Source organism: Streptomyces sp. NPDC059002, from assembly GCF_042740435.1.
In the GTDB taxonomy this organism is placed as follows: Bacteria; Actinomycetota; Actinomycetes; order Streptomycetales; family Streptomycetaceae; genus Streptomyces.
On record NZ_JBHYJI010000009.1, the window covers coordinates 1 to 23,674 of the forward strand.

General features: G+C 71.3%; 21 protein-coding genes. 10 read left to right on the plus strand and 11 right to left on the minus strand.

The window, feature by feature from the left end:
* Window positions 1–245: 245 nt before the first annotated feature.
* Window positions 246–2,351, minus strand: coding sequence for an NPCBM/NEW2 domain-containing protein (locus ACFWZ2_RS10745; protein ID WP_384544553.1), 2,106 nt, complete (start codon window positions 2,349–2,351; stop codon window positions 246–248).
* Between the two features lie 267 nt (window positions 2,352–2,618).
* On the opposite strand from ACFWZ2_RS10745, the gene ACFWZ2_RS10750 reads away from it, so the two are divergent.
* From ACFWZ2_RS10750 to ACFWZ2_RS10760, 3 genes are read left to right on the plus strand one after another with little or no spacing between them, the layout of a single operon-like run.
* Window positions 2,619–3,887 (plus strand): ABC transporter substrate-binding protein, encoded by a 1,269-nt coding sequence (locus tag ACFWZ2_RS10750; protein ID WP_384544555.1) that lies wholly within the window; start codon window positions 2,619–2,621, stop codon window positions 3,885–3,887.
* Between the two features lie 2 nt (window positions 3,888–3,889).
* Window positions 3,890–4,822, plus strand: a complete 933-nt coding sequence (locus ACFWZ2_RS10755; protein WP_384544557.1) for a carbohydrate ABC transporter permease — start codon at window positions 3,890–3,892, stop codon at window positions 4,820–4,822.
* Window positions 4,819–5,748 (plus strand): carbohydrate ABC transporter permease, encoded by a 930-nt coding sequence (locus ACFWZ2_RS10760; protein WP_384544559.1) that lies wholly within the window; start codon window positions 4,819–4,821, stop codon window positions 5,746–5,748. The genes ACFWZ2_RS10755 and ACFWZ2_RS10760 overlap by 4 nt, the downstream gene beginning before the upstream one ends.
* Here the strand turns inward: ACFWZ2_RS10760 and ACFWZ2_RS10765 are convergent.
* The 3 genes from ACFWZ2_RS10765 to ACFWZ2_RS10775 form a co-directional block, all read right to left on the minus strand.
* A complete protein-coding gene (locus ACFWZ2_RS10765; protein WP_384544561.1) occupies window positions 5,723–6,754 on the minus strand; it encodes an AraC family transcriptional regulator in 1,032 nt (343 codons plus the stop codon). The genes ACFWZ2_RS10760 and ACFWZ2_RS10765 overlap by 26 nt on opposite strands.
* A 102-nt stretch (window positions 6,755–6,856) precedes the next feature.
* A complete protein-coding gene (locus ACFWZ2_RS10770; RefSeq protein WP_384544563.1) occupies window positions 6,857–7,984 on the minus strand; it encodes an FAD-dependent monooxygenase in 1,128 nt (375 codons plus the stop codon).
* A 100-nt stretch (window positions 7,985–8,084) separates the two neighbouring features.
* Entirely contained in the window at window positions 8,085–8,657 is a 573-nt protein-coding gene (locus tag ACFWZ2_RS10775) for a TetR/AcrR family transcriptional regulator (RefSeq protein WP_384544565.1), read from the minus strand.
* 70 nt (window positions 8,658–8,727) lie between these two features.
* Between ACFWZ2_RS10775 and ACFWZ2_RS10780 the strand changes: the two genes are divergently transcribed.
* The 3 genes from ACFWZ2_RS10780 (at window position 8,728) to ACFWZ2_RS10790 (ending at window position 12,185) form a co-directional block, all read left to right on the plus strand.
* Entirely contained in the window at window positions 8,728–9,621 is an 894-nt protein-coding gene (locus ACFWZ2_RS10780) for an NADP-dependent oxidoreductase (protein ID WP_384544567.1), read from the plus strand.
* A gap of 96 nt (window positions 9,622–9,717) precedes the next feature.
* Window positions 9,718–10,824 carry an FAD-dependent oxidoreductase gene (locus ACFWZ2_RS10785; RefSeq protein WP_384544569.1) on the plus strand — a complete coding sequence of 369 codons (1,107 nt, stop codon included), beginning with the start codon at window positions 9,718–9,720 and terminating at the stop codon, window positions 10,822–10,824.
* A gap of 80 nt (window positions 10,825–10,904) precedes the next feature.
* Window positions 10,905–12,185, plus strand: a complete 1,281-nt coding sequence (locus ACFWZ2_RS10790; RefSeq protein WP_384544571.1) for a low temperature requirement protein A — start codon at window positions 10,905–10,907, stop codon at window positions 12,183–12,185.
* A 295-nt stretch (window positions 12,186–12,480) separates the two neighbouring features.
* Here the strand turns inward: ACFWZ2_RS10790 and ACFWZ2_RS10795 are convergent, their stop codons facing one another.
* Both ACFWZ2_RS10795 and ACFWZ2_RS10800 read right to left on the minus strand, forming a co-directional pair.
* Window positions 12,481–12,660: a hypothetical protein gene (locus tag ACFWZ2_RS10795; RefSeq protein WP_384544573.1), complete on the minus strand. Its 180-nt coding sequence runs from the start codon at window positions 12,658–12,660 to the stop codon at window positions 12,481–12,483.
* Between the two features lie 542 nt (window positions 12,661–13,202).
* On the minus strand, window positions 13,203–14,687 hold the full coding sequence (locus ACFWZ2_RS10800) for an MFS transporter (RefSeq protein WP_384544575.1): 1,485 nt from the start codon (window positions 14,685–14,687) through the stop codon (window positions 13,203–13,205).
* A 76-nt stretch (window positions 14,688–14,763) separates the two neighbouring features.
* On the opposite strand from ACFWZ2_RS10800, the gene ACFWZ2_RS10805 reads away from it, so the two are divergent.
* Window positions 14,764–15,438, plus strand: coding sequence for a TetR/AcrR family transcriptional regulator (locus tag ACFWZ2_RS10805; protein ID WP_384544577.1), 675 nt, complete (start codon window positions 14,764–14,766; stop codon window positions 15,436–15,438).
* Between the two features lie 4 nt (window positions 15,439–15,442).
* On the opposite strand, the gene ACFWZ2_RS10810 is transcribed toward ACFWZ2_RS10805, so the two are convergent.
* From ACFWZ2_RS10810 to ACFWZ2_RS10830, 5 genes are all read right to left on the minus strand, one after another.
* Window positions 15,443–15,832 (minus strand): STAS domain-containing protein, encoded by a 390-nt coding sequence (locus ACFWZ2_RS10810; RefSeq protein WP_384544579.1) that lies wholly within the window; start codon window positions 15,830–15,832, stop codon window positions 15,443–15,445.
* 180 nt (window positions 15,833–16,012) lie between these two features.
* Complete coding sequence (locus ACFWZ2_RS10815) at window positions 16,013–17,410, minus strand: FtsW/RodA/SpoVE family cell cycle protein (RefSeq protein WP_384544581.1); 1,398 nt, start codon at window positions 17,408–17,410, stop codon at window positions 16,013–16,015.
* A complete protein-coding gene (locus tag ACFWZ2_RS10820) occupies window positions 17,398–18,609 on the minus strand; it encodes an LCP family protein (protein WP_384544583.1) in 1,212 nt (403 codons plus the stop codon). Before ACFWZ2_RS10820 ends, ACFWZ2_RS10815 begins: the two co-directional genes overlap by 13 nt.
* 100 nt (window positions 18,610–18,709) lie before the next feature.
* The gene (locus ACFWZ2_RS10825) at window positions 18,710–20,152 is read right to left on the minus strand and encodes a sensor histidine kinase (protein ID WP_384544585.1); all 1,443 of its coding nucleotides are present in this window, start codon (window positions 20,150–20,152) and stop codon (window positions 18,710–18,712) included.
* The gene (locus tag ACFWZ2_RS10830) at window positions 20,142–20,819 is read right to left on the minus strand and encodes a response regulator transcription factor (RefSeq protein ID WP_384544587.1); all 678 of its coding nucleotides are present in this window, start codon (window positions 20,817–20,819) and stop codon (window positions 20,142–20,144) included. The genes ACFWZ2_RS10825 and ACFWZ2_RS10830 overlap by 11 nt, the downstream gene beginning before the upstream one ends.
* Before the next feature lie 502 nt (window positions 20,820–21,321).
* Between ACFWZ2_RS10830 and ACFWZ2_RS10835 the strand changes: the two genes are divergently transcribed.
* Genes ACFWZ2_RS10835 through ACFWZ2_RS10845 form a run of 3 tightly spaced genes read left to right on the plus strand, consistent with a single transcriptional unit; the run spans window position 21,322 to window position 23,660 of the window.
* Window positions 21,322–21,588 (plus strand): hypothetical protein, encoded by a 267-nt coding sequence (locus ACFWZ2_RS10835; protein ID WP_384544589.1) that lies wholly within the window; start codon window positions 21,322–21,324, stop codon window positions 21,586–21,588.
* 21 nt (window positions 21,589–21,609) lie between these two features.
* Window positions 21,610–22,518, plus strand: a complete 909-nt coding sequence (locus ACFWZ2_RS10840; protein ID WP_384544591.1) for an endonuclease/exonuclease/phosphatase family protein — start codon at window positions 21,610–21,612, stop codon at window positions 22,516–22,518.
* A 38-nt stretch (window positions 22,519–22,556) separates the two neighbouring features.
* Window positions 22,557–23,660, plus strand: a complete 1,104-nt coding sequence (locus ACFWZ2_RS10845) for a hypothetical protein (RefSeq protein WP_384544593.1) — start codon at window positions 22,557–22,559, stop codon at window positions 23,658–23,660.
* The last annotated feature ends 14 nt before the right edge of the window (window positions 23,661–23,674 follow it).

Sequence of the window (23,674 nt, forward strand, 5' to 3'; positions counted from 1 at the left end):
GCTCGGTGTTGTGTATACGAGCCGGGGCCTGGTGGGCGGGGCGGCGGCCGCGCTGGGCAGTGGGCCGAGCGCGGCCGTGGAGCTGCGGCCCGCGGTGGGGGCTGACGGGGCGCCGGTGGGGTGTCGTCGCCCCTCGGCGCCGCACTGGGGCGCCCCTGCTCAGGGCCTCACCTGGTGAGCTTCTCCCGGTGGGGCCTCACCGGGTGGGCTTGTCCCCGTGAGGCCTCACTTCGCGGGGGTCCGCCTCAGCAGCTCAGTGTGGCGTCGGCCCAGTCCGCGTGGTCCGAGTCGTTGCCGTCCCCGCCGTCCGTGACGACGAGGCGGACCACCTGCGCGCCGCTCACGTCGGCCGAAAGCTCCTGCGCGGGCATGGCGTTGGTGAGCACTCCGGTGGCCGCGGCCTTCCTGCCGTCGGCCCAGATCTCGAAGACGACCGTGCCCTTGAGGAGCTTCTCGTCGTCGAGGCCGACCTGCGCGGTGACCTTCTCGCAGGTCGCGCCCGCGTAGAACTCGACGGAGCTCAGGGCGTGCGTGCCGAGCCCCTTGGCGTACACCTTGCCGCCGATGGTGATCGGGTTGCCGTCGCCCCCGACGTTCTCGCCGTTGCTGGTGTTGCGTTCCACGGGGCCCCAGCCGTTGGTCGCGGAGATCCACGGCAGGTCACCCAGTGCCGAATTGCCCGCGGGCGGCGCGACGACCACGTTGGCCGTCAGCGGCAGGACGCTCTCGGCCCGGGTGCCCTGGGGCGAGCGGTAGGTGGCCTTGAGGGTGACGTCGTACTTGCCGGGGGCGGTGCCCGCGGGTGCGGTGACGGCCCAGGACGTGGCGAGCGTCTCGCCGGTGCGCAGCGACTGCGCGGTGGTCGGCGAGGTGGCCTTCAGGCGCCAGCCCGCCGGGCCGGTGAGCGAGGCCGACGCGTTCTTGGCGGACGTGCGGCCGAGGTTGGTGACCTTGGAGGTGAGCTTGGCCTCCTTGCCTGCTTCCACCAACGCGGCGCCGTCCGCGCCGAGTTCGACGGCCGGCGGGTTCTTCGCCCACTTGCCGTCGGCCGACACGCGCAGCAGTACGGTGCCGTGCGCGGGCACGGTCGCCGAGATGGCGCCCGCCGTGTTGTAGCTCTTGTGCTGCCACAGGTCGCGCAGCGTGTACCCGTCGGCGGCGGGCAGGCCGACGGCCTTGGCGGTCGTGGCGATGGACCGGGCGCCCGCGGTCTCGTTGAAGAGGGCGACGACGCGGCTGCCGTCCTTCATCTCCTTGGCGACGACCCAGCGTCCGTCCTGCGACGAGAGGACCTCGCCCTGCTTGCCCAGGGGGTCCTGGTCGACGGCGATGACTTCCTTGTTGCCGAGGATCTCGAAGGTCGCCGGGGTCGCCTTGCGCAGGTCGGAGCCGATGAGCAGCGGCGCGGCCATGATCGACCACATCGAGAAGTGCGTGCGGTACTCGATGTCGGTCATGCCGCCGTTGCCGACCTCGAGCATGTCGGGGTCGTTCCAGTGCCCGGGACCGGCGTACTTCGCGAGCGGCAGGTTCTGTTTCATGATCGACACCATCGAGCCCCAGCTGTCGCTGATGTCACCGGTGGTGCGCCACAGATGGCCGACGTCGGCGGCCCACTCCCAGGGCTTGTTCTCGCCCCATTCGCAGATGCTGTAGACGATGGGCCTGCCGACCGCGTCGGAGGCGGCCTTGAGCGCGTCGCGCATCGTGATGTAGCGCTGCTTGGCGTCGACGCCCTGGTTGTTGCAGTTGTCGTACTTGAGGTAGTCGACGCCCCACTCGGCGAACTGCTGGGCGTCGCTGCGCTCATGGCCGAGCGCGCCGGGGAAACCGGCGGGGTTGCAGGTCTTCGTGCCCGCGCTGGTGTAGATGCCGAGCTTCAGTCCCTTTGAGTGGACGTAGTCGGCAACTGCCTTGATTCCATTGGGGAATCGCTTGGGGTCGGGCACCAGCTTGCCATTCGCGTCGCGCTCGGGCAGCGCCCAGCAGTCGTCGAGATTGACGTACTGGTATCCGGCGTCCTTGAGTCCCCGCTCGACGAAGATGTCCGCGATCCCCTTGACCATCGCCTCGTTGAACTCGGCCCTGCAGTGGGTGGAGTTCCAGTTGTTGAAGCCCATGGGCGGGGTGAGGGCCTGGCCGTCGGGGAGCTTGATGCCTGGATCGGCGACGGCCCGGTCCGCCGTGTCGCGCGCGGGCGCGGGCGCGGATCCGGCGGAGGGTGCGGAGGGTGCGGCAGGGGCGGCGCCGACGGCGGACGCGGGGGCGGCGAGACCGGCGGCGCACAGGACTGCGGTGGCGAGCGATCCGACCACTCTTCGGCGGGTTGTGCGGGATGGGAGATGACGCATCGTTACGTTCCTCCGTACTCGCGAAAGATGGGGGGTTTGCGGGTCCGTGTCATGCGTGCGCGCTTACGGTAGGGCGTGTTGGAGTCTGTTGGAAGGGGAGCGGTAACGGTTCGGCTGCCTGGCGCCAAAACCCTTGACTGCCGTGCCACTTGGGAGTGAGATCCAACCCTCGCGTTCGGTTGTGTTCGGTTGCACCCCGAGGAGGGGGACATGGCACAGTCATCGTTCAGCGGTCCCGTCGCGCCCCGGAGCGTGGCAGAAGATCGGATGTCCCGGCGAAATGTCCTCCGTGGTGCGGCCGTCGGAGTCGGGGCCGTCACGCTTCCGGCTCTGCTCAGCGCCTGTGGGGAGGGCCCCGGCAGCAAGAAGAACGAAGTGACGATGGGCTCCAACTCCTCGGACGCGGTGCCCAAGAAGGCGTTCCAGGACGCCTTCGACGCGTACAAGAAGAAGACCGGCAAGACCGTCAATGTGCACACCACAGAGCACAACGAATTCCAGCAGAACATCACGCGCTATCTGCGGGCGGCACCGGACGACGTCTTCATGTGGTTCGCCGGCTACCGCATGCAGTACTTCGCGGAGAAGGGCCTGCTGGTCGACATCAGTGATGTGTGGAAGGGCTTCAGTGGATTCTCCAAGGCGCTGAAGGATCAGTCCACGCACGAGGGCAAGCAGTACTTCGTGCCGTACTACTACTATCCATGGGCCGTCTTCCACCGCAAGAGTCTCTTCGCGAAACAGGGGTACGAACAGGCCAGGACCTGGGACGAGTTCATCGCGCTCGCCAAGAAGATGCACAAGGACGGGATTCCGGTCGCCTTCTGCGACAAGGACGGCTGGCCCGCGATGGGCACCTTCGACTACATCAACATGCGCCTGAATGGATACGACTTCCACAAGGCCCTGATGGCGGGCGAGGAAGCCTGGACGGACAACAAGGTCAAGAAGGTCTTCGACCTGTGGCGCGAACTCATGCCGTACTACCAGAAGGGCGCGCTCGGCCGTACCTGGGAGGAGGCGGGGCAGGGGCTGCAGAAGCGCAGGACGGGCATGGCCGTCTTCGGAATGCCGCACCCGGGCCAGCAGTTCCCGGCCGACGAGCGGGACGACATCGACTTCTTCGCCTTCCCCGAGATCGATCCGGCGTACGGGCAGGACGCGGTGGAGGCGCCGATCGACGGGTTCCTGATCGCCAAGAAGGCCAAGAACGTCGACGCCGGGAAAGACCTCCTGAAATGGCTGGGAACGGCCGAGGCCGAGGACATCTATCTGGCCGGCGACCCGAACAACGTCGCGGTCAACGACAAGGCCGACACCTCCAAGTACAGCGCCCTGCAGAAGAAGTCCGCCGAACTGGTCTCGGGCGCCCAGCAGATCTCGCAGTTCCTCGACCGCGACACCCGGCCCGACTTCGCGCAGACCGTCATGATCAAGGCGTTGCAGGACTTCATCGACGACCCCCATGACGTCGACGGACTCGTCAACCGCATCGAGCGGCAGAAGAAGGACATCTTCGCGCAGGCCGTCGGCTGACCATGAGGGGAACGCGTTCCGTGCCGTCGAAAACCGCCGGACGCGCCGGACGACGGGGCCCGCGCCGCTTCACGCGCCGCGACACCGTCGTCCTCGGCGTACTCCTGGGAATTCCCGTCCTCATCGAAGCCGTCATCGTGTGGGGCCCGACGCTGGCCTCCATCGGCCTGTCCTTCACCTCGTGGGACGGCATCGGCGACATCCGGTGGGTGGGCGGGAAGAACTACGAAAGTCTCGTCGACAACTATCCGGCGTTCTGGCCCGCCGTCCGCCACAACCTTCTCTGGATCGCCTTTCTCGGCCTCGTGGCCACGCCGTTCGGACTGCTGCTCGCGGTCCTCATCGACCGTGGCGTACGGTTCAGCCGCTTCTACCAGTCCGTGCTCTATATGCCGGTGGTGCTCTCGCTCGCCGTCGTCGGCTTCATGGCCCAACTCCTCCTCGGCACGGACCAGGGCGTGATCAATACGGCCCTGGGCAATGAGAGCGACCCCATCGACTGGCTCGGCAATTCCGACCTCAACATCTGGATGATGATGATCGCCGCGAGCTGGCGGCACACCGGATACGTGATGATCCTCTATCTGGCCGGGCTCAAATCGGTCGATCCGGCCCTCAAGGAAGCGGCCGCGATCGACGGGGCGAACACCCGCCAGACGTTCTTCCGCGTCGTCTTCCCGACGCTGCGTCCCGTCAATGTCATCGTCGGCGTGATCACGGTCATTGAAGCGCTGCGCGCCTTCGACATCGTGTACGCGGTGAACAAGGGCCGCAATGGCCTTGAACTGCTCTCCGTACTCATCACCGACAACATCATCGGCGAGGCGAGCCGCATCGGATTCGGCTCCGCCATCGCGGTCGTCCTGCTCACCGTCTCCCTGGGATTCATCGTGACGTTCCTGGTCCAAGAGCTGCGAGGTGCGCGCGACCGATGACCGCAGACCTGCGTCCCGCCCTTCCCGACGGCACGACCACCCGGCCTGCCGCGCCGCCGCGCGCCGAACGCCCGCGCCGCCGCGGCCGGTTCGGCGTCCCCCTCTTCCTGGCCGCGGTCTCCCTGGCCTTCCTCGCGCCGCTGCTGCTCGCGGTCTACGCCTCACTGCGTCCGTACGAGGAGACGGCCCAGCACGGCTACTTCTCCTGGCCCGAGCACCTCTCCTTCGACTACTACCGCCAGGCCTACACCGAATCCGGCATGGGCAAGTACTTCACCAATACGCTGCTGATCGCCGTGCCCGCGGTCCTCGTGACGCTCTTCCTCGCGTCCTTCGTGGCCTTCGCCGTCGCACGGATCCACATCCGCGGCGGAATGCTCCTGCTGATGCTCTTCACCGCGGGAAACCTGCTGCCCCCGCAGGTCCTCGTCACCCCCCTCTACGCGCTGTTCCTGAAAATCCCGCTGCCCTGGTGGATGTCCGACTCGCTCACCCTCTACGACTCGTTCTGGGCCCTCATCCTCGTCAACGTCGGCTTCCAGATCGGCTTCTGCGTCTTCGTCCTCGCCAACTTCATGCGCACGCTCCCCAAGGAAATCCTGGAGGCGGCGATCGTGGACGGCGCGGGCGTGTGGACCCAGTTCTGGCGTGTCACCCTCCCGCTGTGCCGCCCCGCCCTCGCCGCCCTCGCGACCCTCGAATTCACCTGGATCTACAACGACTTCCTCTGGGCCCTCATCTTCATCTCCAACCCCGACAAGCTCCCGATCACCTCGTCCCTGAACAACCTCCGCGGCCAGTTCTTCACCGACTACAACTTGCTGGCCGCGGGCTCGGTCCTGGTCGCCCTCCCCACGGTCCTCGTCTTCCTCCTCCTCCAGCGGCACTTCATCGCGGGGCTCACCTTGGGGTCGAGCAAGGGGTAGCAGGCGGCCGCGTCACCGGGTCCTGCCATCTGCGGGCCGCGGTGGCGGAGGGCAGTTCGGCGAAGCGCTCGCGGTACTCCCCGGCGAAGCGGCCGAGGTGCGAGACGCCCCACCGGTAGGCGATCATGCCGACGGGGTCGGCGGAGGCGAGGATGTCCGCACGGATCCGGTCGAGCCGCAGGCTGCGTACGTACGACATGGGGGAGAGGCCGAGCCGGGTGCGGAAGGCGGAGCTGAGGGTGCGCGGGCTGCAGCCCGCGGCGTCGGCGATGCCGCCGAGGCTGAGGTGCTCGGCGAGGTTCGTCTCGATGAACGCGAGGGCCGCCCGCAGGGAGCGCGGATGGCCGGGACGCGGACCGTCGTGCAACGCGTCGGTGTGCGAGTGCGGTTGGGCCAGGAGCAGGGCGGTGACGAGGCAGCGCAGCTGGCTGCGCTGCAGCTCCGGGCGTTGGAACAGGGGGTCTTCCGAGTCCAGTTGTTCGAGGAGGGACCGGACGAGGAGCCGTACCGCGCGGCCCTTGGGCCTGGCCAGGTCGAGGGCGAAGTCGAAGCGCACGGTGGACACCGGCGGATGCCCGGTCAGCGCGGCGAATTCCTGGTCGACCAGGGCGGCGTCGATCCGCAGGCCGAGGAACCGTGCCGTCGGGCCGCGCAGCGGCCGCAGTTCCTGGGTGTCTCCGGGGTTGGCGACTCCCGCCGTCGCCTCGTCGAGCGTCGCCCGCAGACCGCCGCACGAGGCCGAAACGGTCCCGGAGACACCGATGTTGACGAAGTACGAGCCGCGGTGACGGCCCTCGGCCGAGGCGACGCGCACGCCGAGTGGTGAGATGAAGTAGCCCACCGCGAAGTCGTGTGCGGCGACGCCGCGCAGTTCGTGGTCGCCGTCGCACAGCTCGCCCAGGGGCGATGTGGCGATCGAGCCGCCGAACAGACGGGTGGCGGCGTTGAGCAGGTCGGCGGGGTTCCGGGACCTGGTGATGAGGTGGTTGCGCAGCGGCGTCGGCACGGTGGTGGGGTCACCTCTCTGGGGGCCATGGTCGGCGATGGACCGGGCTGTCCCTCCGTCGCGCGAACGGCAGGTCACCCGGCCGCACTTCATGCCGGAGGATCACGCGGGCCCGGCCATGAGCCGGTGGCAGGAATCGGTCAGCCGGTGCGCCTCGTGGTGGCGCTGCGCCTGCTCAAGTCCTGCGATCGTCACGGAGGTCTCCACGAGCGTCCGGCACCGCTGGGCGCGTCGGCCGACGAACGCCCGGAGTCCCACGCCGACCGCCTCGTGCCGCCCGACTTCCTGGGCCAGGACGAGCCCGTCCTCGATGGCCAGGGCGGCACCGCTGGCCATCTGCGGTGCGGGCGCGTGAGCGGCGTCCCCGATGACCACGCCGCTGCCGCGGTTCCAGGCGCCCGCCAGGAACGCCGTGAGGACCGGGCGGCGCACCACCGATTCCGACGCGGCCACCAGGGAGCGGAGTTCCGCCACCCGGCCGGGGAAGGTCGCCAACAACTGCCGCAGGCGCGAGGCGAGTTCGGCATCGGGCAGGAGGCTCCGCTCCACACCGTTCTCCGTGAGGAACACGTACGCCTGCCGGTCGGAGAGAGGCACGAGGCCGACGGTGTCGGCCTTCCCGGCGAACTGATGGATCCCGGTGGCCCACGACGGGCGGGGCACCAGGGCCCGCCAGACCATCTGCCCGTGATAGTCGAGCGAGGTCTCAAGTCCGAGCTGGCCGCGCGCCGATGAGCGGATCCCGTCCGCGCCCACCAGCAGTGCGACCCTGCGGACCGTCCCGTCCGACAGCCGTACGCGGACCAGCTCCCCCTCCTGATCCGCCGCGGCGACGGTCACCCCGTGGCGTATCTCCACACCGCACCGCGCGGCCTCCGCGTACAGGATGCGGTGCAGTACGGGGCGTGCGATACCGACCATCGCGGGCCGCCGCGCACCGATCAGGCGCGGCAACTGGGCCTCGCCCGTGGGCTTTCCGGTCACGTCCATGTGCGTGACCGTGCTCATTCCGTAGCCCTCGGCCAGACACGCGTCCGCGAGCCCCAGCTCGTCCAGCGCGCGCAGCGAAGGACCGGTGAGGCACAACCCCCAGCCGGACGGCGCCTCCCGCGGGCCGACCTCGGCGATCTCAACCTGCCATCCGGCCCGTGCCAGCGCGGTGGCCGCGGTCAGACCGGCCACTCCCGCACCCACGATCACGGCCGACCGCACACCGCGACTTCTGTCCATGTACGCCTCCAGAGCGCCGACTTCCTGGAAACCGTAGGGCGCGTCGGTGTTCCGCCGTATCCGCATCGGGCGGCGGCCTATCCGCCGTCGGCAAGCGGGGTCAGGCGACGTCCCAGGCCGCCTCGACCATCTGGAAGATCTCGGCCACGGCGGCCTCGGGATCGGCCGAGTCACGGGCCAGCGCGAAGGCGTCGATCACGAACCGCGCGATCGTCCGGCAGGCCGTCGGGCTCTGCGTCAGGCCGGGGTCGGCGACGAGGGCCGCGGCGAGCGACTCCGCGTGGCGCAGCCGTATCGACTCCTCGTACTCCCGCAGGGCGCGTGAGCCGTCGATCATGCGGTAGATCGGGGCGGCGCCGTCCGCCGTGCAGTGCAGGACCATGGCCAGGATCTCGCGGCGCAGCGCGGGGATCAGCGGCTCGTCCGGCGCCCGGTCGGTGACCGCCTGCGTGAGGCGCCGCTCGAAGTCGCCGTCCTGCTCGAACACCAGGGCCTCTTTCGAGGCGAAGTGGGAGAAGAGCGTGGTGACGGCCACGTCGGCCTCGGCGGCCACGTCACGGATGCCCACCTCGTCGTACCCGCGTTCAAGGAAGAGCCGCAGGGCGGTGTCGGCGATCTTCTGGCGGGTCGCGGCCTTCTTGCGCTCGCGGCGTCCGGTCGTCGGCACGGTCATGCCCTGACGCTATCAGCTGCATAGCTGTAACAGTTCCAAAACACTAACGGTTAGTGTTACGGTCGGCGGCATGAAGAGAGTGAGCTTCGCCGAGTTCGGCGGTCCCGACGTCCTGCACCTCGAAGACGCCGAAGAGCCCCATGCGGGCCCCGGCCAGATACGCGTCGCCGTGCGGGCGGCGGGCGTGAACCCCGTCGACTGGCGGATCCGTGAAGGCCAGTTCCAGCAGGTCCGCCCGATCGAGCTGCCCGCCGGAGTCGGGCAGGACGCCGCCGGGGTGGTGGACGAGGTCGGCGCGGGCGTCGAAGGAATCGCCGTCGGCGACCGCGTGTTCGGGCGGGGATCGAGCACGTACGCCGAGTTCGCCGTGCTCGCGGCCTGGGCGCGGATGCCCGCGAGCCTGACCTTCGAAGAGGCGGCCGGCTACCCCTCCGTGGTGGAGACCGCGCTGCGCGTCATCCGCCAGGCCGACGTGCGGCCCGGGCAGACGCTGCTGGTCAGCGGGGCGTCCGGGGGCGTGGGTTCGGCGGTCCTGCAGATCGCCCGCGACCGCGGCATCACGGTGATCGGTACGGCAGGGGCCGCCAACCAGGACTACCTGCGGAGCCTGGGCGCCCTCGCCACGACGTACGGCGATGGCTGGGTCGAGCGCGTGCGGCAGCTCGGCGAGGTCGACGCGGCGCTCGACCTCGCCGGATCGGGCGTGATCCGCGAACTCCTCGCACTGACCGGGGACCCACGGAAGGTGATCTCCATCGCCGACCTCGGCGCGCCGGACCTCGGCGCCCGGTTCTCCGGCGTGACCGGGAACGTGCCGCAAGCCCTCGCCGATGCCGTCGACCGCATCTCGCGGGGCAGGCTCCACGTCCCGGTCGAGAAGTCGTACGCGCTCGCGGAGGCCGCGGCGGCGCACATCGACAGCCGTGCCGGTCATACGCGCGGGCGCCGGGTCGTGGTCGTCTGAGCCGCGTCCCGCCCGGTCGCGCGCACCGGCGAGCCGCCTCCCTTCCAGCGATCCTGCCGGGCCCGCCCGGCAGATGTGCGACACGCAAGGAGCCCCATGCCCACACCTGTCACGGTCATCGGCGCCGGACTCGGCGGACTCGTCCTGGCCCGCGTCCTGCACCTGCACGGCATCCCGGTCACGGTCCACGAGGCGGAGCCTTCCCCGGCCGCGCGGGCGCAGGGCGGGATGCTCGACATCCACGGCCACAACGGCCAACTCGCCCTCGCGTCAGCCGGTTTGACGGATGAGTTCCGTGGCCTCGTCCTGGCGGGCCGCCAAGCGATACGCGTCCTCGGCCGGGACGGAACCGTCCTGTTCGAGAAGGCCGACGACGGCACGGGCGAAAGCCCCGAGGTGCAGCGCGGCGACCTGCGGCGGATGCTGCTCGACGCACTCCCCGACGGCACCGTCCGGTGGGGCCGCAAGGCCACCGGCGTCCGCCCCCTCACCGAAGGCCGCCACGAGGTGACCTTCGCCGACGGCGCCACCGTCGTCACGAGCCTCCTCGTCGGCGCGGACGGCGCGTGGTCACGGGTCCGACCGCTGCTCTCCGACGCCGCACCCGCATACGTCGGCCGGTCCTTCGTCGAGACCTCCCTGCACGACGCCGACATCCGCCACCCGGCCACCGCGAAAGCGGTCGGCGGCGGCACGCTCGTCGCGCTCGACCCGGAAGGGAACGGGACATGGCTCGTGGCCCACCGGGAGAAGGGCGGAACCCTGCACGCCTACATCACCCTGACCAAACCGCAGGAGTGGTTCACCAGCATCGATTTCACCAACGCCGAGGCGGCCGCCGCACGGATCGCGGCGGAGTACGACGGCTGGGCACCGGAGCTCACCGCCCTGATCACCGGGGGCCGCACCGCGCCGGTCCTGCGCCCCCTGCACGCCCTGCCGGTCGGGCACCGCTGGGACCGGGTGCCGGGCGTGACCCTGCTCGGCGACGCCGCCCACCTCGCGACGCCCAACGGCGAGGGCGCCAACCTGGCGATGCTCGACGGCGCCGAACTCGGCAAGGCGCTCGCCGCGCACCCCGACGACATGGAGACGGCCCTCACCGCGTACGAGCGAGAGCTGTTCCCCCGAGGCACCGCGGCGGCCTCCGCGGTCGCCCGCCATCCCACGCCCCAGGAGATGCTCAGCTTCTTCACCGGCTGACTCTTCCGTGCCGCAGCCGGGTGTGTGCGCTCCGTGTGGCGCGAGCACACCCGGCGGGGGTGTTGGAAATGATGGCGCGCATGAACGATCCCCAGCACACCGGCGAGCCCGGCGCGCATGCCCCGTCGCGACGGCTCGTGCCGATGACCGGCCGTGACCCGGAAGAACACGGCAGGGTCTCCTCACCACTGGAACTGCTCTTCGACCTGACCTTCGTGGTCGCGGTCGGCACGGCGGCGTCCCAGTTCGCCGAGATGGTCGCCGAGGGGCACGCGGGGCAGGCCGTCATCGCGTTCGTCCTGGCGATGTTCGCGATCAGCGTCGCCTGGATCAGCTTCAGCTGGTTCGCCTCCGCCTTCGCCACCGACGACTGGCTCTACCGGGCCCTGACGATGGTGCAGATGATCGGCGTCGTCGTGTTCTCGCTCGGCCTGCCCGCGATGTTCCACTCCATCGACGAGGGCGGCCACCTGGAACTGCGCGCCATGGTCATCGGCTATGTCGTGATGCGGATCGCGATGGTGCTCCAGTGGTGGCGCGCCGCCCGGGAGTCCCCGCCGTTCCACGACGTCGGCATGGCCAACATCCGCTGGACCGTGATCGCCCAGGCCGGGTGGATCGTCGTGGCCTTCACCAAGCTGCCGACCGCCGCCGTCTTCGTGGCGTTCGGCGTCCTCGGCGCCCTCGAACTCGTCCTGCCGGTGCTCACCCAGGGCTCCGCCGGCGGCACGCCCTGGCACCCGCACCACGTCGCCGAACGGTACGGACTCTTCGCGATCATCACGCTCGGCGAGGGCGTCGTCGGCACCGTCGCCTCCTCCGGCGACCTCCTGGGCGGCGGCGACGGCACGCACTGGACCTGGAACGCGATCGCCGTCGTCATCGCCGGGGTGGGCCTGACCTTCGGCATGTGGTGGACGTACTTCATGACGCCGTTCGGCGACATCCTGGTGCACCGCCGCGGCCGCGGATACCTCTTCGGATACGGCCACATCCCCCTGTTCATCGGCATCGCCGGAGCCGGTGCGGGCCTGCACGTCGCGGGCCTGTACATGGAGCACCACGCCAAGATCTCCGGCACGGCCGTCGTCCTCGCACTGGCCCTCCCGGTCGGCCTCTACCTCCTCATGGTCTACCTGCTGCACACCCTCCTGCTCTCCGCCACCGACCGCTTCCACCTCCTCCTGCTCTCCCTCACCCTCGCCGTCCTGCTCACCGCGACCCTCCTGGCCGCCACCGGCGCGACCATCTCGGTGTGCCTGCTCGTGGTCATGCTCGCGCCCTTCATCACGGTGATCGGCTACGAGACGGTTGGCCACCGGCACCAACAGCGCATGCTGGAGGAGTTCGGCACGGGGTAGCCCGGCCCCGCCGCCGTTTCGGGCCCGGCCGAAACCCCTGGAGGGGCCCACACTCCGCGGCACACCATTGATCCCCGCGTCCCAAGTGGGGCGCCAGAGCGGCCACTTGGGGCGCGGCCTTCGTTCGCCCCTCGCATGGTGCGCCGCCGCCCTCATCGCGGGCGGCATCCTCGCGCTCGGCATGCCACCGGCGGCAGCCTCGGAACACGACGGCGCGCCCACCAGCGGCTGAACCGGCCGCGTGAGCAGCACGGTTCAGCCGGGTGGGCCCACGGCGAGAACGGGCGGGCAGGGTCTATCTGCGGCGCACGGGCAGGAGTTGGGCGAAGGCGCGTAAGACCGTCGCACGTTGTTCTGGGGCGGTGCCCCGGACCGCGATGGTGAGGGCGGCCAGGAACGTCACGGCGATCACGATGACGGCCGCGAGCAGGATCTGGGGTGTTCCGGCGGCGAATTGAACGAGGATGGTGGTCATGGGATTCCTCCGTCGGCAGGCCAGAATGATGGGCGGCGGGATGCGGGGCTCCGGAGAACCGGAGAGCCGCATGGCCGACGGAGACGCGTCTGGCGTTGAACGGAGCCGAGGCGAACGGCAAGGAAGTGCCGGGGAGTTCGGTCTCCGTGAGGAAGAGCAGGCTGCGTCTGGCGTCGGCCCGGTCGGCCGGGATCAGCGCCCGTGCGAGTAGGCGCACATGCGCCGGAGCTTCGCAGCCATGTCCATCACTCCCTGCGGTCGGACCCCATGACGGATCCGGGCGGCACCGTGTCGTACCGCGTGCTCCCACCATGCCCTGTCGCCCGCTCCATGCGCCAGGGGTAACTCCCGTTTGTGACTGGGGTGTTGCTCACAGGATTGTGGTCGAGGGCCGGTGCCGGAGTGCTGTGCGCGGCTGCCGGTTGCCGGTCGCCGCGGGAGGGCAGGTCGCGTGCGTGTCTTCGCGTACGAGCGCGTGATGGCACGCACTCGTACGCGAAGACGTACACAAGTAGCCGGACGTCACAGGGGAGTTGACCCCGTCACGAAACTCCCACCCCCACCCTGATCCGATGCGCCACGAAGATCCCGGCCGCCGCCAGCGCCCCGGTCAGGGCGAAGGTGGCCGTCAGTGCGGTGGAGACCGATGAGCCGTGGGCGGTGGAGAAGGCGACCGCCGCGCCGCCGAGGCCGCTGAGGACCGCCACCGCCAGGGTCTGCGCCAGCTGCATCGCGCCGCTCGCCTCGCCCTGCCGGTCGGTGGGGGCCTGTTCCATGGTGTCGGTGGTCGCGGCGTTGAAGGCGACACCCATGCCCGCGCCGCCGATCGCCCAGCCCGCCACGGCGGTGAGGCTCGGCGTCGCGTCAACCAGGATGCCGAGGGCCATCACGGCGATGCCGGCGAGCAGGACCGCGAATCCCGCCGCGATCGGCACCGCGCGGGAGCGCCCGCTCCAGCGGCTGTCGGCCCTGCCCTGCCAGGCCGCGCCCGCCACCCAGGTGATCGCGCCCGCGGAGAGCCCGAGTCCGGCCTGCGTGGCGCTCAGCTCGCGGAGCTTGACCAGGCCCAGGGGCAGGAACGCCTCGCTTCCGAAGTACGCGCCGCACAGCAGGAATCGCAGCACCACACCCGTGGGCACCCCGCGGCGCACCGTGAGGGTGCCGGACGGTGTGACCGAGCGCAGCGCGATGACCGCGACGACGGCGCCGACCGCGGCCAGCGGGATCAGCAGGGCGATATTGCGGAGTTCGAGCCCGGCGAGGAAGACGCCGGTGCCCGCGGCGAGGAGCACGCTGCGCGCGATGGGGGTGGCCCACCAGGAGCTGCTTTCCGTGACGGGGGCCCGGTCGGGTGCGCCGAGGCGGCGCAGCGGGGGCAGGGCGAGTACGGCCGCCAGCGCGACCAGCGGCAGGAGGAGCACGAACACGCCCCGCCAGGACGCCCCGTCGGCGATCAGCGCCGCGACGGTCGGGCCGAGCAGCGACGGCAGGGTCCAGGCGCCCGAGACGAGCGCGAACATCCGGGCCCGCAGGTGCTGCGGATAGGCGAGGGCGATGGCGGTGTACGCGAGGGCCATGACGGCGCCGACGCCGAGGCCTTGGAGGAAGCGGCCGGCGAGGAAGAGGGGCCAGTTGGGGGCGGATCCGGCGACCGCGCAGCCGACGGCGAAGACTGCGAGGCCCAGGGCCAGCGGCCGGGCGGGACCGTGCCGGTCGGCGTCCCGGCCCGCGGCGACGGTGCCGATGAGGTTGGCCAGCATGAGTGCGGACAGGCCCCAGCCGTAGGCGCCGAGGCCGCCGAGCCTTCCGGCGATCTCGGGCAGGACGGTGGCCACGCCCATCGACTCGAAGGCCACCAGGCCGACCGAGAGGACGATTCCCCAAGTCAGCGCCGTGTAGCGGCCGTTGAACACGCTCTCGTCGGCGCGGTGATCGGGTGGCGTGTCGAGTAAGGCCGTGAGCTCGGGTTCGGTTTCGGGCTCGGGCCGGGTGTGCACGCGGTCGGCGGTCGACTCCTGCTCGGACAAGACGACGCTCCTTGGCTGACGAGTTCTATTTCGATCCGGATCGGAACGAAATCACATGCTACCTATACTGCCTCGCATGGCAACCCCCGATCCCGCGTCCCACGCCACCCGCCCCGCGGGGCGCCCGCGCGACACCCGGCTCGACGAGGCGATCCTGTCGGCGACGCAGGAGTTGCTGGAGGAAGTCGGCTATCCGGGCCTGACGATGGAGGCCGTGGCGCGCCGCGCGAGCACCACCAAGCCCGCGATCAGGCGCCGTTGGCCGTCCCGGCAGCACCTCGTCATCGCGGCCCTCGCCGAGACGATGGGCACGGCGCCCACGCCCGACACCGGCTGTACGCACTGCGATCTGATCGAGGGGATCGACACCCTGAGCCGCGCCTTCGGCGGCCGCCTCGGGCGTCGCACGCTACCGGCGCTCATCGCCGACCTCGCCGACGACCCCGAACTCGACCGGGTGTTCACGGAGACGATCTTCCGCCCCCGGCGGGCCACCACCGAGACCGCCCTGCGCCGTGGCATCGAGCGGGGGGACATCCGCCCCGACGCCGACATCGACCTGCTTCTGGACATGCTCGGCGCCACCACGTACCACCGGGTCCTCTTCGGTCATCTGCCCGTCACGGACTCCCTGGCCCACGACGTCGTGATGACGGTCATGGGCGGTGCGGCGACGCCGCGCTGGCGAGGGCACTACCTGCGGCACCACGAGCCCGCGAAGCCGCGCAGGCGTCCACTGCGCACGAGTTGACGGTTCAGGCCCTGTCGCGCGGCAGGCGCAGCGCCGCCCCGAGCGACGGCGCGGGGGACAGGACCGGGGTGAGCCGTGTGACGCGGAGCATGCGCAGGGTCAGCGGATGCCTGCACACGACGCGCAGGCGGCCGCCCCGCCGGGTCACGCGGCGGTGGGTCCGCATCAGCAGGGAGATGCCGGAGCAGTCGAAGAAGGTGACCTCGCTGAGGTCGACGACGACGGTCGCCTCGGGGCCCGACGCCACGGCGTCCATCAGCGAGACCGTCCGTTGGTACGCCACGAGGTCGATGTCGCCGTGCAGTTCGACCACGATGGCTCCTTCGAGCGCGTACACGCGCGGCGGCTGATCCGATTCCTCGCGTGCGTAGTGGTCCAGCTCCGACTGCCGCATGTAGTCCCCCCAGCGCCGGCGCCGGGCTCCGGAGGGAGCGGAGGCGCAACGGGAATGCCAGTTCCAAGGTCGCCGGGGGCCGGGGCGTCTGTCCGGATCACGCTAGCGGGCGCCCGGGCAGGATGGAGTGCGGGAACGATTCGTGGAAGTACGGCACCACACAATGGGGTGAACTCGCGACTAAGGGCTTGACATGGTGAGGGGTGTGTTCGCTTGTTCCTGCACGTCGTGATGGAGCTGACGCGCGCGGGCCCGCTGTTTCGCGCCCGCCTGATGGCTGATGACGAGGAGCAGTGCGACCAGCAGCCAGTTCGCGACCATCGAGGACCCGCCCTGGGCGAGGAACGGCAGCGCCTTGCCGGTGAACGGCATGAGTCCGGTCACGCCCGCCGTCACGATGAAGACCTGGAAGGCGAGCACCATGGACAGGCCCGCCGCGAGCAGCTTGCCGAACGGGTTGTCACAGGCGATGGCCGTTCGCAGTCCTCGCTGTACGAGCAGGGTGTAGAGCAGCAGCACGGCCATCATCCCGGCCAGGCCCAACTCCTCCCCGACGGTGGTGAGGATGAAGTCGCTGCGCCCGGCGAACCCGATGAGCTCGGGATGCCCCTGCCCGAGGCCGGTCCCGGTGACGCCGCCGCTGCCGAAGCCGAACAGCGCCTGCGCCGCCTGGTCCGAGACAAGACCCGGCGGTCGCTGGTCGGGCGGCAGATAGATGTCGAAGGGATGCAGCCAGGCCATGATCCGGCCGCGTACATGCGGTTCCGCGGCGCCCACCGCGGTGGCGCCGACGGCCGCCATGGCGATGCCGCACACCACCCAACTGGTGCGCTCCGTCGCGATGTAGAGCATCGCGATGAAGACGCCGAAGAACAACAGCGAGGTGCCCAGGTCACGTTCGAAGACGAGGACGAGCAGGCTCAGGAGCCAGACCGCGGCGATCGGTCCGAAGTGCCTGCCGTGCGGCAGCGTCAGGCCGCACATGCGGCGCCCGGTGAGGGCCAGCGCGTCGCGCCGCGGCACCAGGAAACCCGCGAAGAAGATCACGATGGTGACCTTGGCGAACTCGCCCGGCTGGAACGAGAACGGGCCGAGGAAGACCCAGCGCTTCGCGCCGTAGGTGTCCCCGGGGAAGAACGCGGGCGCCATCAGCAGCGCGAGCGAGACCGCCATGGAGACGTAGAGATAGCGCTGCAACCGGCGGTAGTTGCCCAGGAACCGCAGCAGGAGGACGGCTGCGGCCACCCCGACGACGGTCCACACGAGCTGTCCGCCGCTCGCGGGCGCCGAGTCGTACTTCGCCGCGTACGCCGGGTCGAGGCGCGCGAGCAGCACCAGACTGAGCCCGGTGAGCAGGAAGGCGAGCGGGAGGATGAGCGGATCCGCGTACGGCGTGTATCTGCGGACGGCGAGATGGGCAGCCCCGGCCAGACAGGCCTGGGAGGCGGTGAAGCCGGGCAGTTGACCGGGCAGCGCGCCCTGCATCGCGAGGCCCGTGCCCGCGTAACCGAGGACGACGACGGCAAGAGCGAGGGTGAGCAGTCCCGCCTCGGTGCGCCGGGGGTTCAGTCCACGCACGGCACACCTCCACCGGAGACCTTCGGGTCCTTGCCGCCGTCCGGATCCCCGCCCCCCTGCGAGGGGGAGGAGGACGTGCCGGACGTCGGGTCGTGCTCGGGCTTGAGCTGTCCTGTCTGCTCCTGGACCCGTCGGCGCACCAGGTCGCGGTCGACGATGTTGACGTCCTCGCCGTTGTGCCGGGCGAAGCTCTCCACCGGCAGGGTGGTGAACTCCACGTTGCCGCCCGTCAGGTTCTTGGCCTCCTTGACGAAGGAGAGCACGCCCCAGCCCTTGTCGAGCACCACGTTCTCCTTGACGACGTCCTTGAGGTCGAGGAGACGGCCGGGGTTGGTCAGGGTGCCCAGGCTGTTGGCCTGGTGCAGCGCCGAGGCGAGGAACGCCTGCTGACGGCGGGTGCGGTCCAGGTCGCCGCGGGTCAGACCGTGCCGCTGCCGTACGAAGGCCAGGGCCTCCTGGGCGTCGAGCTTCTGCTTGCCCGCGGGGAAGTCGGCGCCGGAGTAGCGGTCCTTGACGGCGTGGTTGAGGCAGACCTCGACGCCGCCGAGCGCGTCGGCCAGATGGTAGAAGCCCGCGAGGTTCACCTCGGCGAAGTGGTCGACGGGCACGCCGAGGAACGTCCGCACCGTCTCGATCTGGGACTTTCGGCCCGCCTCCCGTCCCGCCTGCTCCAGTTCGTGTCTGTCCTCGACACCGCGTTTCCTGAGCCGCTGCTCCTCGTCCGCCTTGGCCAGGCCGTACGCCTTCTTGATCTTGTCCTTGCCGTGGCCCGGTATGTCGACGAGGTCGTCGCGCGGGATGGAGAAGCCCTTGACCTTGCCGCCGCCCGCCGGGACGTGCAGCAGGATCAGCGTGTTGGCGTTGTAGCCGCCGATCTCCGAGCTGCCCGCGTGCAGCTTCTTCAGGACGTCCCGGGGGAGTTCGTCGCCGTTCTGGTCCTTACGGGTGTCCAGGCCCATCAGCAGGATGTTCGTGGAGCCGTCCGTGGACTTCGGGGCGTCGGCGCCGAGGGCCGCGGAGGAGCCGATGCTGTCGAGCTCCCGGTACAGGTACCAGGCCGCGGCGCCCCCGCAGAGCGCGAGGACGGCGGTGAGGGCGAGCAGCGTGCGGAAGAGCCGGACCCGGCGCGCACGCCGTCGCTGGTGCGCGGGCCGGGGAAGCGCGCGGTGCCGGGGGGTGCGGGCTCGGTGCGGGGACATGGGGACGATCCTGCGGGCCCCTGGCTGAGGGGTTTCTGAGGATCCGGAACGGATCTTCAGGAACGGGCGGGGGCCGACCCGGGTGCGTGCGGCCGGGGCGTCACGTGCGGGCCGCGGGCAGCCGCAGGACGAGCCGCGCGCCACGCCCGCTCGGCGCCACGTGCAGCGTCCCGCCGTGGGCCTGCGCGATCTCCCGGGCGATGGCGAGGCCGAGGCCGGTCCCGCCGCGGTCCCGGTTGCGGTCCTCCTCCAGCCTGGCGAACCGGTCGAAGACCTGCTCGGCCGCATCGGGCGGGATGCCGGGACCGTCGTCGGCCACTTCGAGCACGGCCGTGCCGCTCGCCGGGTCGGTCCGCGCGGTGACGCGCACCTCGGAGTCCGCGAACCGCTGCGCGTTGTCGAGCAGATTCGCCAGGAGCCGCTCCAGCTGACCGCTGTCCCCTCGTACGGAAACGGGGTCCGCGGCATCGAGACGCAGCGGCACCCGGGCCGAACGCCGCCGCGCGATCTCCTCGGCCGTGAGCAGCGACAGATCCACCAGCGGTGCGCCCGGTGTCTGCTGCACGGCGGGCGCCTGCTGCGCGTCGAGGCGGGCCAGGAGCAGCAGGTCGGCGGCGATCCGCTCCAGGCGGACGGTGCTGGCAAGGGCCTGCCGCAGCGAGGCCACCGTCTGCTCGGGGTCCGGGCGCAGGAGCGCCAGTTCGAGCTCGGCGCGGACCGCGGCGATGGGGTTGCGCAGCTCGTGCGAGGCGTCGGCGACGAACTGCCGCTGCAGGGTGACCGAACGCTCCAGGCGTTCCAGGGTGTCGTTGACCGTGCGGGCGAGCCGGGTGATCTCGTCCTGCCCGTCCGGCGCGGGGACCCGGCGGCTGAGCCGGTCCGCGGTGACGGCCGCGAGCTCCCTGCGGATGGCCTCGACCGGGTGGAGGGCGGCGCCGGTCACGCCCCAGGAGATGAGGCCGGTGAGGACGACGACCAGGGGGCCGCCGACGAGGAGGGTGACGGCGAGCGCGTGGCTGGCGTCGGACTCGGCGTTCAGCATGGTGAGCGCGTATACGTAGCGGTCGCCTTGCGGGGACGGGGCCCGGACCACGGCCACCACGCTGCGGTGACTGGCCGCCGCGTGGCTCTCGGAGAGTTCGCGGACCGCGGAGTCCTCGCCGCGGGCGGGGCGGAAGTCCGCGAGCCGGGCGGCGCGGGTCGCCGGGTCGGGCGCCGTGCTGGCCAGGGGGCGGCCGTGGGCGTCGAGGACGAGTACGGCGTCGACGCCGTCGTCCGGCTCGGGCAGGTCGGCGGGGTACTTGCCCGGCTCGGCGGTGAGGGCCGCGACGGTCTGCCGTGCGGCGAGTTCGGTGCGGTCGGCGGCGTTGTCCAGGACGTTGTCGCGCAGGGTGAGGTAGAGCCAGCCGCCGCCGACGGAGAGGGCGAGCACCATCGTCAGGACGGCGGCGGCGGTGGCCCGGGCCCGCAGGGTGTGCGGCCGCAGCCGCCCCAGTCGGCGGGCCGGGCGCGGGCTGCCGGGGTCCGCGGGGTCAGGGCGCATCGGGTGCGAGCCGGTAGCCGACGCCGCGGACGGTGCGGATGGTGTGGCGGTCGAAGGGCGCGTCGATCTTCTTGCGCAGCGAGCTGACGTACACCTCGACGATGTTCGGGTCGAGGTCGGCGGGGGAGGCCCAGACCTCGTCGAGGATGCCCTGCTTGGAGACCGTGCCGCCGCCCGCCGACATCAGACAGCCGAGCACGTCGACCTCCCGCGCGGTCAGCTCGACCGTGCGCTCGCCGCGCTTGCAGAGCCGGGCGCCGACGTCCAGCGTCAGATCGCCGACCTGGAGGGTCGGGGCGCGCTCGCGGCCGGCGCGGCGGCCCAGGGCGCGCAGCCGGGCGAGCAGCACGACCAGCGAGAACGGCTTGGTCAGATAGTCGTCCGCGCCCGCGTCGAGCCCGTCGGCCTCGTCGTACTCGCCGTCCTTGGCGGTCAGGATGAGCACGAGCGCGTGGTCGTCCAGACTGCGCAGCCGTCGGCAGACCTCGAGTCCGCTGAGGCCGGGCAGCATCAGGTCGAGCACGATCACGTCGTAGCCGCCGGTGAGGGCGAGGTCGAGGCCCGAGTGCCCGTCGTGCGCGACGTCCACCCAGTGGCCGTCCGATGAGATGGCCCGGCGCAGGGTGTCGGCGAGTGCTTGCTCGTCCTCGATGACCAGGATCTTCACGGCTCAAATATCACATATCTAGTAAATGGGGTGAGAGCGGCCAGGCTAGGGCGGGCCTTCTGAGCCCTTCCTGAGGAACCTGAAGACGTCCTCAGGAACGAGCGGCCGAGGGGCTCCGCGGCAACCTGAAGCGGACGTCCCGCAGCGGGAAACCTGAAGCGGGATTAAGGGGACTCAGCCGCGGTTCAGTATCGGGTCGGCATGGTGGAGAAGCGGCGCGACGAGCGCGCTGCGTGTACGGCCCGGTGTCCGGGCCCGCCGGGAGATCCGAGGAGGTGGTCGTTGTGCCCTACGGCGACCCTCCGAGTCTGCCTCGCCGGGCCTCGCGCCCCGCAGCTCCCGCCGTCCTCTGAGCGACGGCCCCCTCGCGTCGGCATCGGGCGACGCCGTCCGTCCAGCCTTGCCGTGCCTGCCATCTGCCGCGCGGCCATGCCGCCGCGCCGCCCGCCCCGCCGCCGTGCCTCCTCGCCGGAGGCGAATCCCCTTGTTGGAGGCGAATCCCATGAACACGCAGTACGTCCCCCGGTGCAGGCTCGGCCGGACCAGGCACCTCAAGTGCGGCTCGGCACGGGCGTCGGCACGGTCCGGCGCCGCGGCCGTCGCGCTGACCGGAATCTCGGCGGCGCTGCTCGGTGCCGTCACCGTCGCCCCGCCCACCACGGCGTACTTCGTCTGCGGCGCGCTCCTCGGGGTGTCGGCGACCGCGGTGGGGTTCGCCCTCGCGGGCTGGGGAGCCTGCTCACGGCGTACGGCCCACGGACGGATCTGAGGGCGGCAGGCGCGGCCCGTCATGCGTACCGTCATCCCCGCGCTGCTGCTCGCCGGGCTCATCGCCTTCCCCGGCGCGGTGCCCAACACACCGGGCCACCTGGGCAGTCTGGTCGACACCGCGCTGCCGTGGTTCGGCCTGGGCATCCCGCTCCTGCTGCTGGGCGCGGCCCTGCGCCGCTCCCGCACGGGCCTGGTCGCCGTGCTCCTCCCCGCGGTGGTCTGGGCGAGCCTCTTCGGCCCGGGACTGTTCCGCGAACAGCGCCAGGGCCGGGCCGACTTCGAGGTCCTGACCCTCAATGTCGGCGGCGACCGCACCACCCCGCGCGCGGTCGCCCGCGAGGTGGTCGGCACGCACGCCGACGTGGTGGCCCTGGAGAAGGTTCCCCGGTCCGCCATGAAGGAGTACGAGAAGGAACTGCGCGCCGCGTATCCCCACCACGTGACACGCAACACCCTTGGCCTGTGGTCCCGTTACCCGCTCAAGGACACTGAAGCCCTGGACCTGGGCGGTGCCTGGCCGCACGCGCTGCGGGCCGTCGTGCGCGTCCCCGGCGGCGACACGGCCGTGTACGCGGTGCGCCTGCCGTCGGTACGGGTGAGCCCCGGCAAGGGCTTCGCCGTGGGCAATCGGGACGCGAGCGCCGCCGCGCTCGCCGGGCGGATCGCCGCGGACCCGGCACGGCGCGTGGTGCTGCTCGGCGACCTCAACGGCAGCCTGCGCGACCGGGGTCTCGCCCCGCTGGCCCGTGAACTCGACGCCGTGCAGGGGCGGGTGGGCCGCGGCCCGGGCTTCACCTGGCCCGCCGCGTTCCCCGTCGTCCGCATCGACCACGTCCTGACGCGCGGCCTGGAGGCGACCGGCGCCACCGTCCTGCCGGACCTCGGCAGCGACCATCGCCCGGTCCGCACCGGGCTGCGGTTCCGGTAGCCCGGCCTCGCCGGGTCCCACGGAAAGGAAATTCCCCCATGACGCCGACCATGACGTACTTCCCGGCAGGCCCCGCCGCGGCCCGCGCCCGCGCCCGTGCCGACGCCCCGTCGCCCGAGCCGCGCCCGCACGGCTTCCTGCCCGAACGTCTGCCCGCGCAGGTCCTCGCGGGGGCGTGGACCGACCTGGACGTACTGGCCCACGCGGCGGCCGCGGCGCGCACCCCGCAGGACGCCCGCCTGCTGGTCGAACGGGCGGGCCGCGCGGGCGAACTCGCGGTCCTGCGCCAGCGCGTCGGACGGCTCGCGCCGCCGCGGGCCAGGGCCGCGGCCATGCGCGTCGCCGTCATCGTGGCGGCCTGCGGCCTGAGTGACCTGGACCCGGGCGTGCCCGTGTCGCGGCGGTACGCGCACGACGACTTCCTCGGCCTGTGGGCGTCGCTCGCCCAACGCGGCGAGCACGAGAGGATCGTGGCGCTGCCCACCCTCGCCCTGCTCAACTGGGCCCCGCGGCACAAGCCGCAGCGCGCCCGCACCACCGACCAACTGGCCCGCGGCGAAGTCCTCGTGCCCATCGTCCGCTGGTCGCCCTCCGGTCACCCGCTGTCCCGCATCGACCGGCTGATGCTGGCCGCGGTGCGCCTGGAGGCACAGGGGATCTGGCTGCTGCGGATCGCGGAGGGGCTCGCGGGCCGCGGTCCCGGGGACGAGTCCGTCGCCATGGCGCTGTGCCGGTTCACCCGCGTCCAGCACGTGCTGCGCCGACAACTCCGTACAGAGGAAGTGAAGTTGGCCATGGCGCCGACGACCGCGCAGCAGCGCGCCGTGCTTGTCGCGCTCGCCGACCGGGGCGCGCTGGAACCGCCGATACTCCTGGCGGCCGACACCGTCCTCGGCATCGGCGGGCGCGCGGGCAGCAGCAGCCGCCAGCGGCTGCGCCGCCACCTGCCCGCCGGGGACCGCTGCCGCCTGTCCGCGCTGGAGCGCGACTGCGCGGCGCTGCGCACCCTCGCGCACCGCAGCGGTCCGGAAGCGGACGCCTACCGGGAGGCGCAGGAGTCGCTGATCGTGCTGCGGCGTACCTACACGGAGCTGGTCCGCACCGCCGTGGAACCGGGTCCCGTCCGGTCCCTGCGGCCCTAGGAGACGGCGCGATC

Bases quoted from the DNA above. Each gene is read 5' to 3' on its own strand.
- ACFWZ2_RS10745 (WP_384544553.1), bottom strand. From the start codon at position 2,351: ATGCGTCATCTCCCATCCCGCACAACCCGCCGAAGAGTGGTCGGATCG.
- ACFWZ2_RS10750 (WP_384544555.1), top strand. From the start codon at position 2,619: ATGTCCCGGCGAAATGTCCTCCGTGGTGCGGCCGTCGGAGTCGGGGCC.
- ACFWZ2_RS10755 (WP_384544557.1), top strand. From the start codon at position 3,890: ATGAGGGGAACGCGTTCCGTGCCGTCGAAAACCGCCGGACGCGCCGGA.
- ACFWZ2_RS10760 (WP_384544559.1), top strand. From the start codon at position 4,819: ATGACCGCAGACCTGCGTCCCGCCCTTCCCGACGGCACGACCACCCGG.
- ACFWZ2_RS10770 (WP_384544563.1), bottom strand. From the start codon at position 7,984: ATGGACAGAAGTCGCGGTGTGCGGTCGGCCGTGATCGTGGGTGCGGGA.
- ACFWZ2_RS10775 (WP_384544565.1), bottom strand. From the start codon at position 8,657: ATGACCGTGCCGACGACCGGACGCCGCGAGCGCAAGAAGGCCGCGACC.
- ACFWZ2_RS10780 (WP_384544567.1), top strand. From the start codon at position 8,728: ATGAAGAGAGTGAGCTTCGCCGAGTTCGGCGGTCCCGACGTCCTGCAC.
- ACFWZ2_RS10785 (WP_384544569.1), top strand. From the start codon at position 9,718: ATGCCCACACCTGTCACGGTCATCGGCGCCGGACTCGGCGGACTCGTC.
- ACFWZ2_RS10790 (WP_384544571.1), top strand. From the start codon at position 10,905: ATGAACGATCCCCAGCACACCGGCGAGCCCGGCGCGCATGCCCCGTCG.
- ACFWZ2_RS10795 (WP_384544573.1), bottom strand. From the start codon at position 12,660: ATGACCACCATCCTCGTTCAATTCGCCGCCGGAACACCCCAGATCCTG.
- ACFWZ2_RS10805 (WP_384544577.1), top strand. From the start codon at position 14,764: ATGGCAACCCCCGATCCCGCGTCCCACGCCACCCGCCCCGCGGGGCGC.
- ACFWZ2_RS10810 (WP_384544579.1), bottom strand. From the start codon at position 15,832: ATGCGGCAGTCGGAGCTGGACCACTACGCACGCGAGGAATCGGATCAG.
- ACFWZ2_RS10820 (WP_384544583.1), bottom strand. From the start codon at position 18,609: ATGTCCCCGCACCGAGCCCGCACCCCCCGGCACCGCGCGCTTCCCCGG.
- ACFWZ2_RS10825 (WP_384544585.1), bottom strand. From the start codon at position 20,152: ATGCGCCCTGACCCCGCGGACCCCGGCAGCCCGCGCCCGGCCCGCCGA.
- ACFWZ2_RS10835 (WP_384544589.1), top strand. From the start codon at position 21,322: ATGAACACGCAGTACGTCCCCCGGTGCAGGCTCGGCCGGACCAGGCAC.
- ACFWZ2_RS10840 (WP_384544591.1), top strand. From the start codon at position 21,610: ATGCGTACCGTCATCCCCGCGCTGCTGCTCGCCGGGCTCATCGCCTTC.
- ACFWZ2_RS10845 (WP_384544593.1), top strand. From the start codon at position 22,557: ATGACGCCGACCATGACGTACTTCCCGGCAGGCCCCGCCGCGGCCCGC.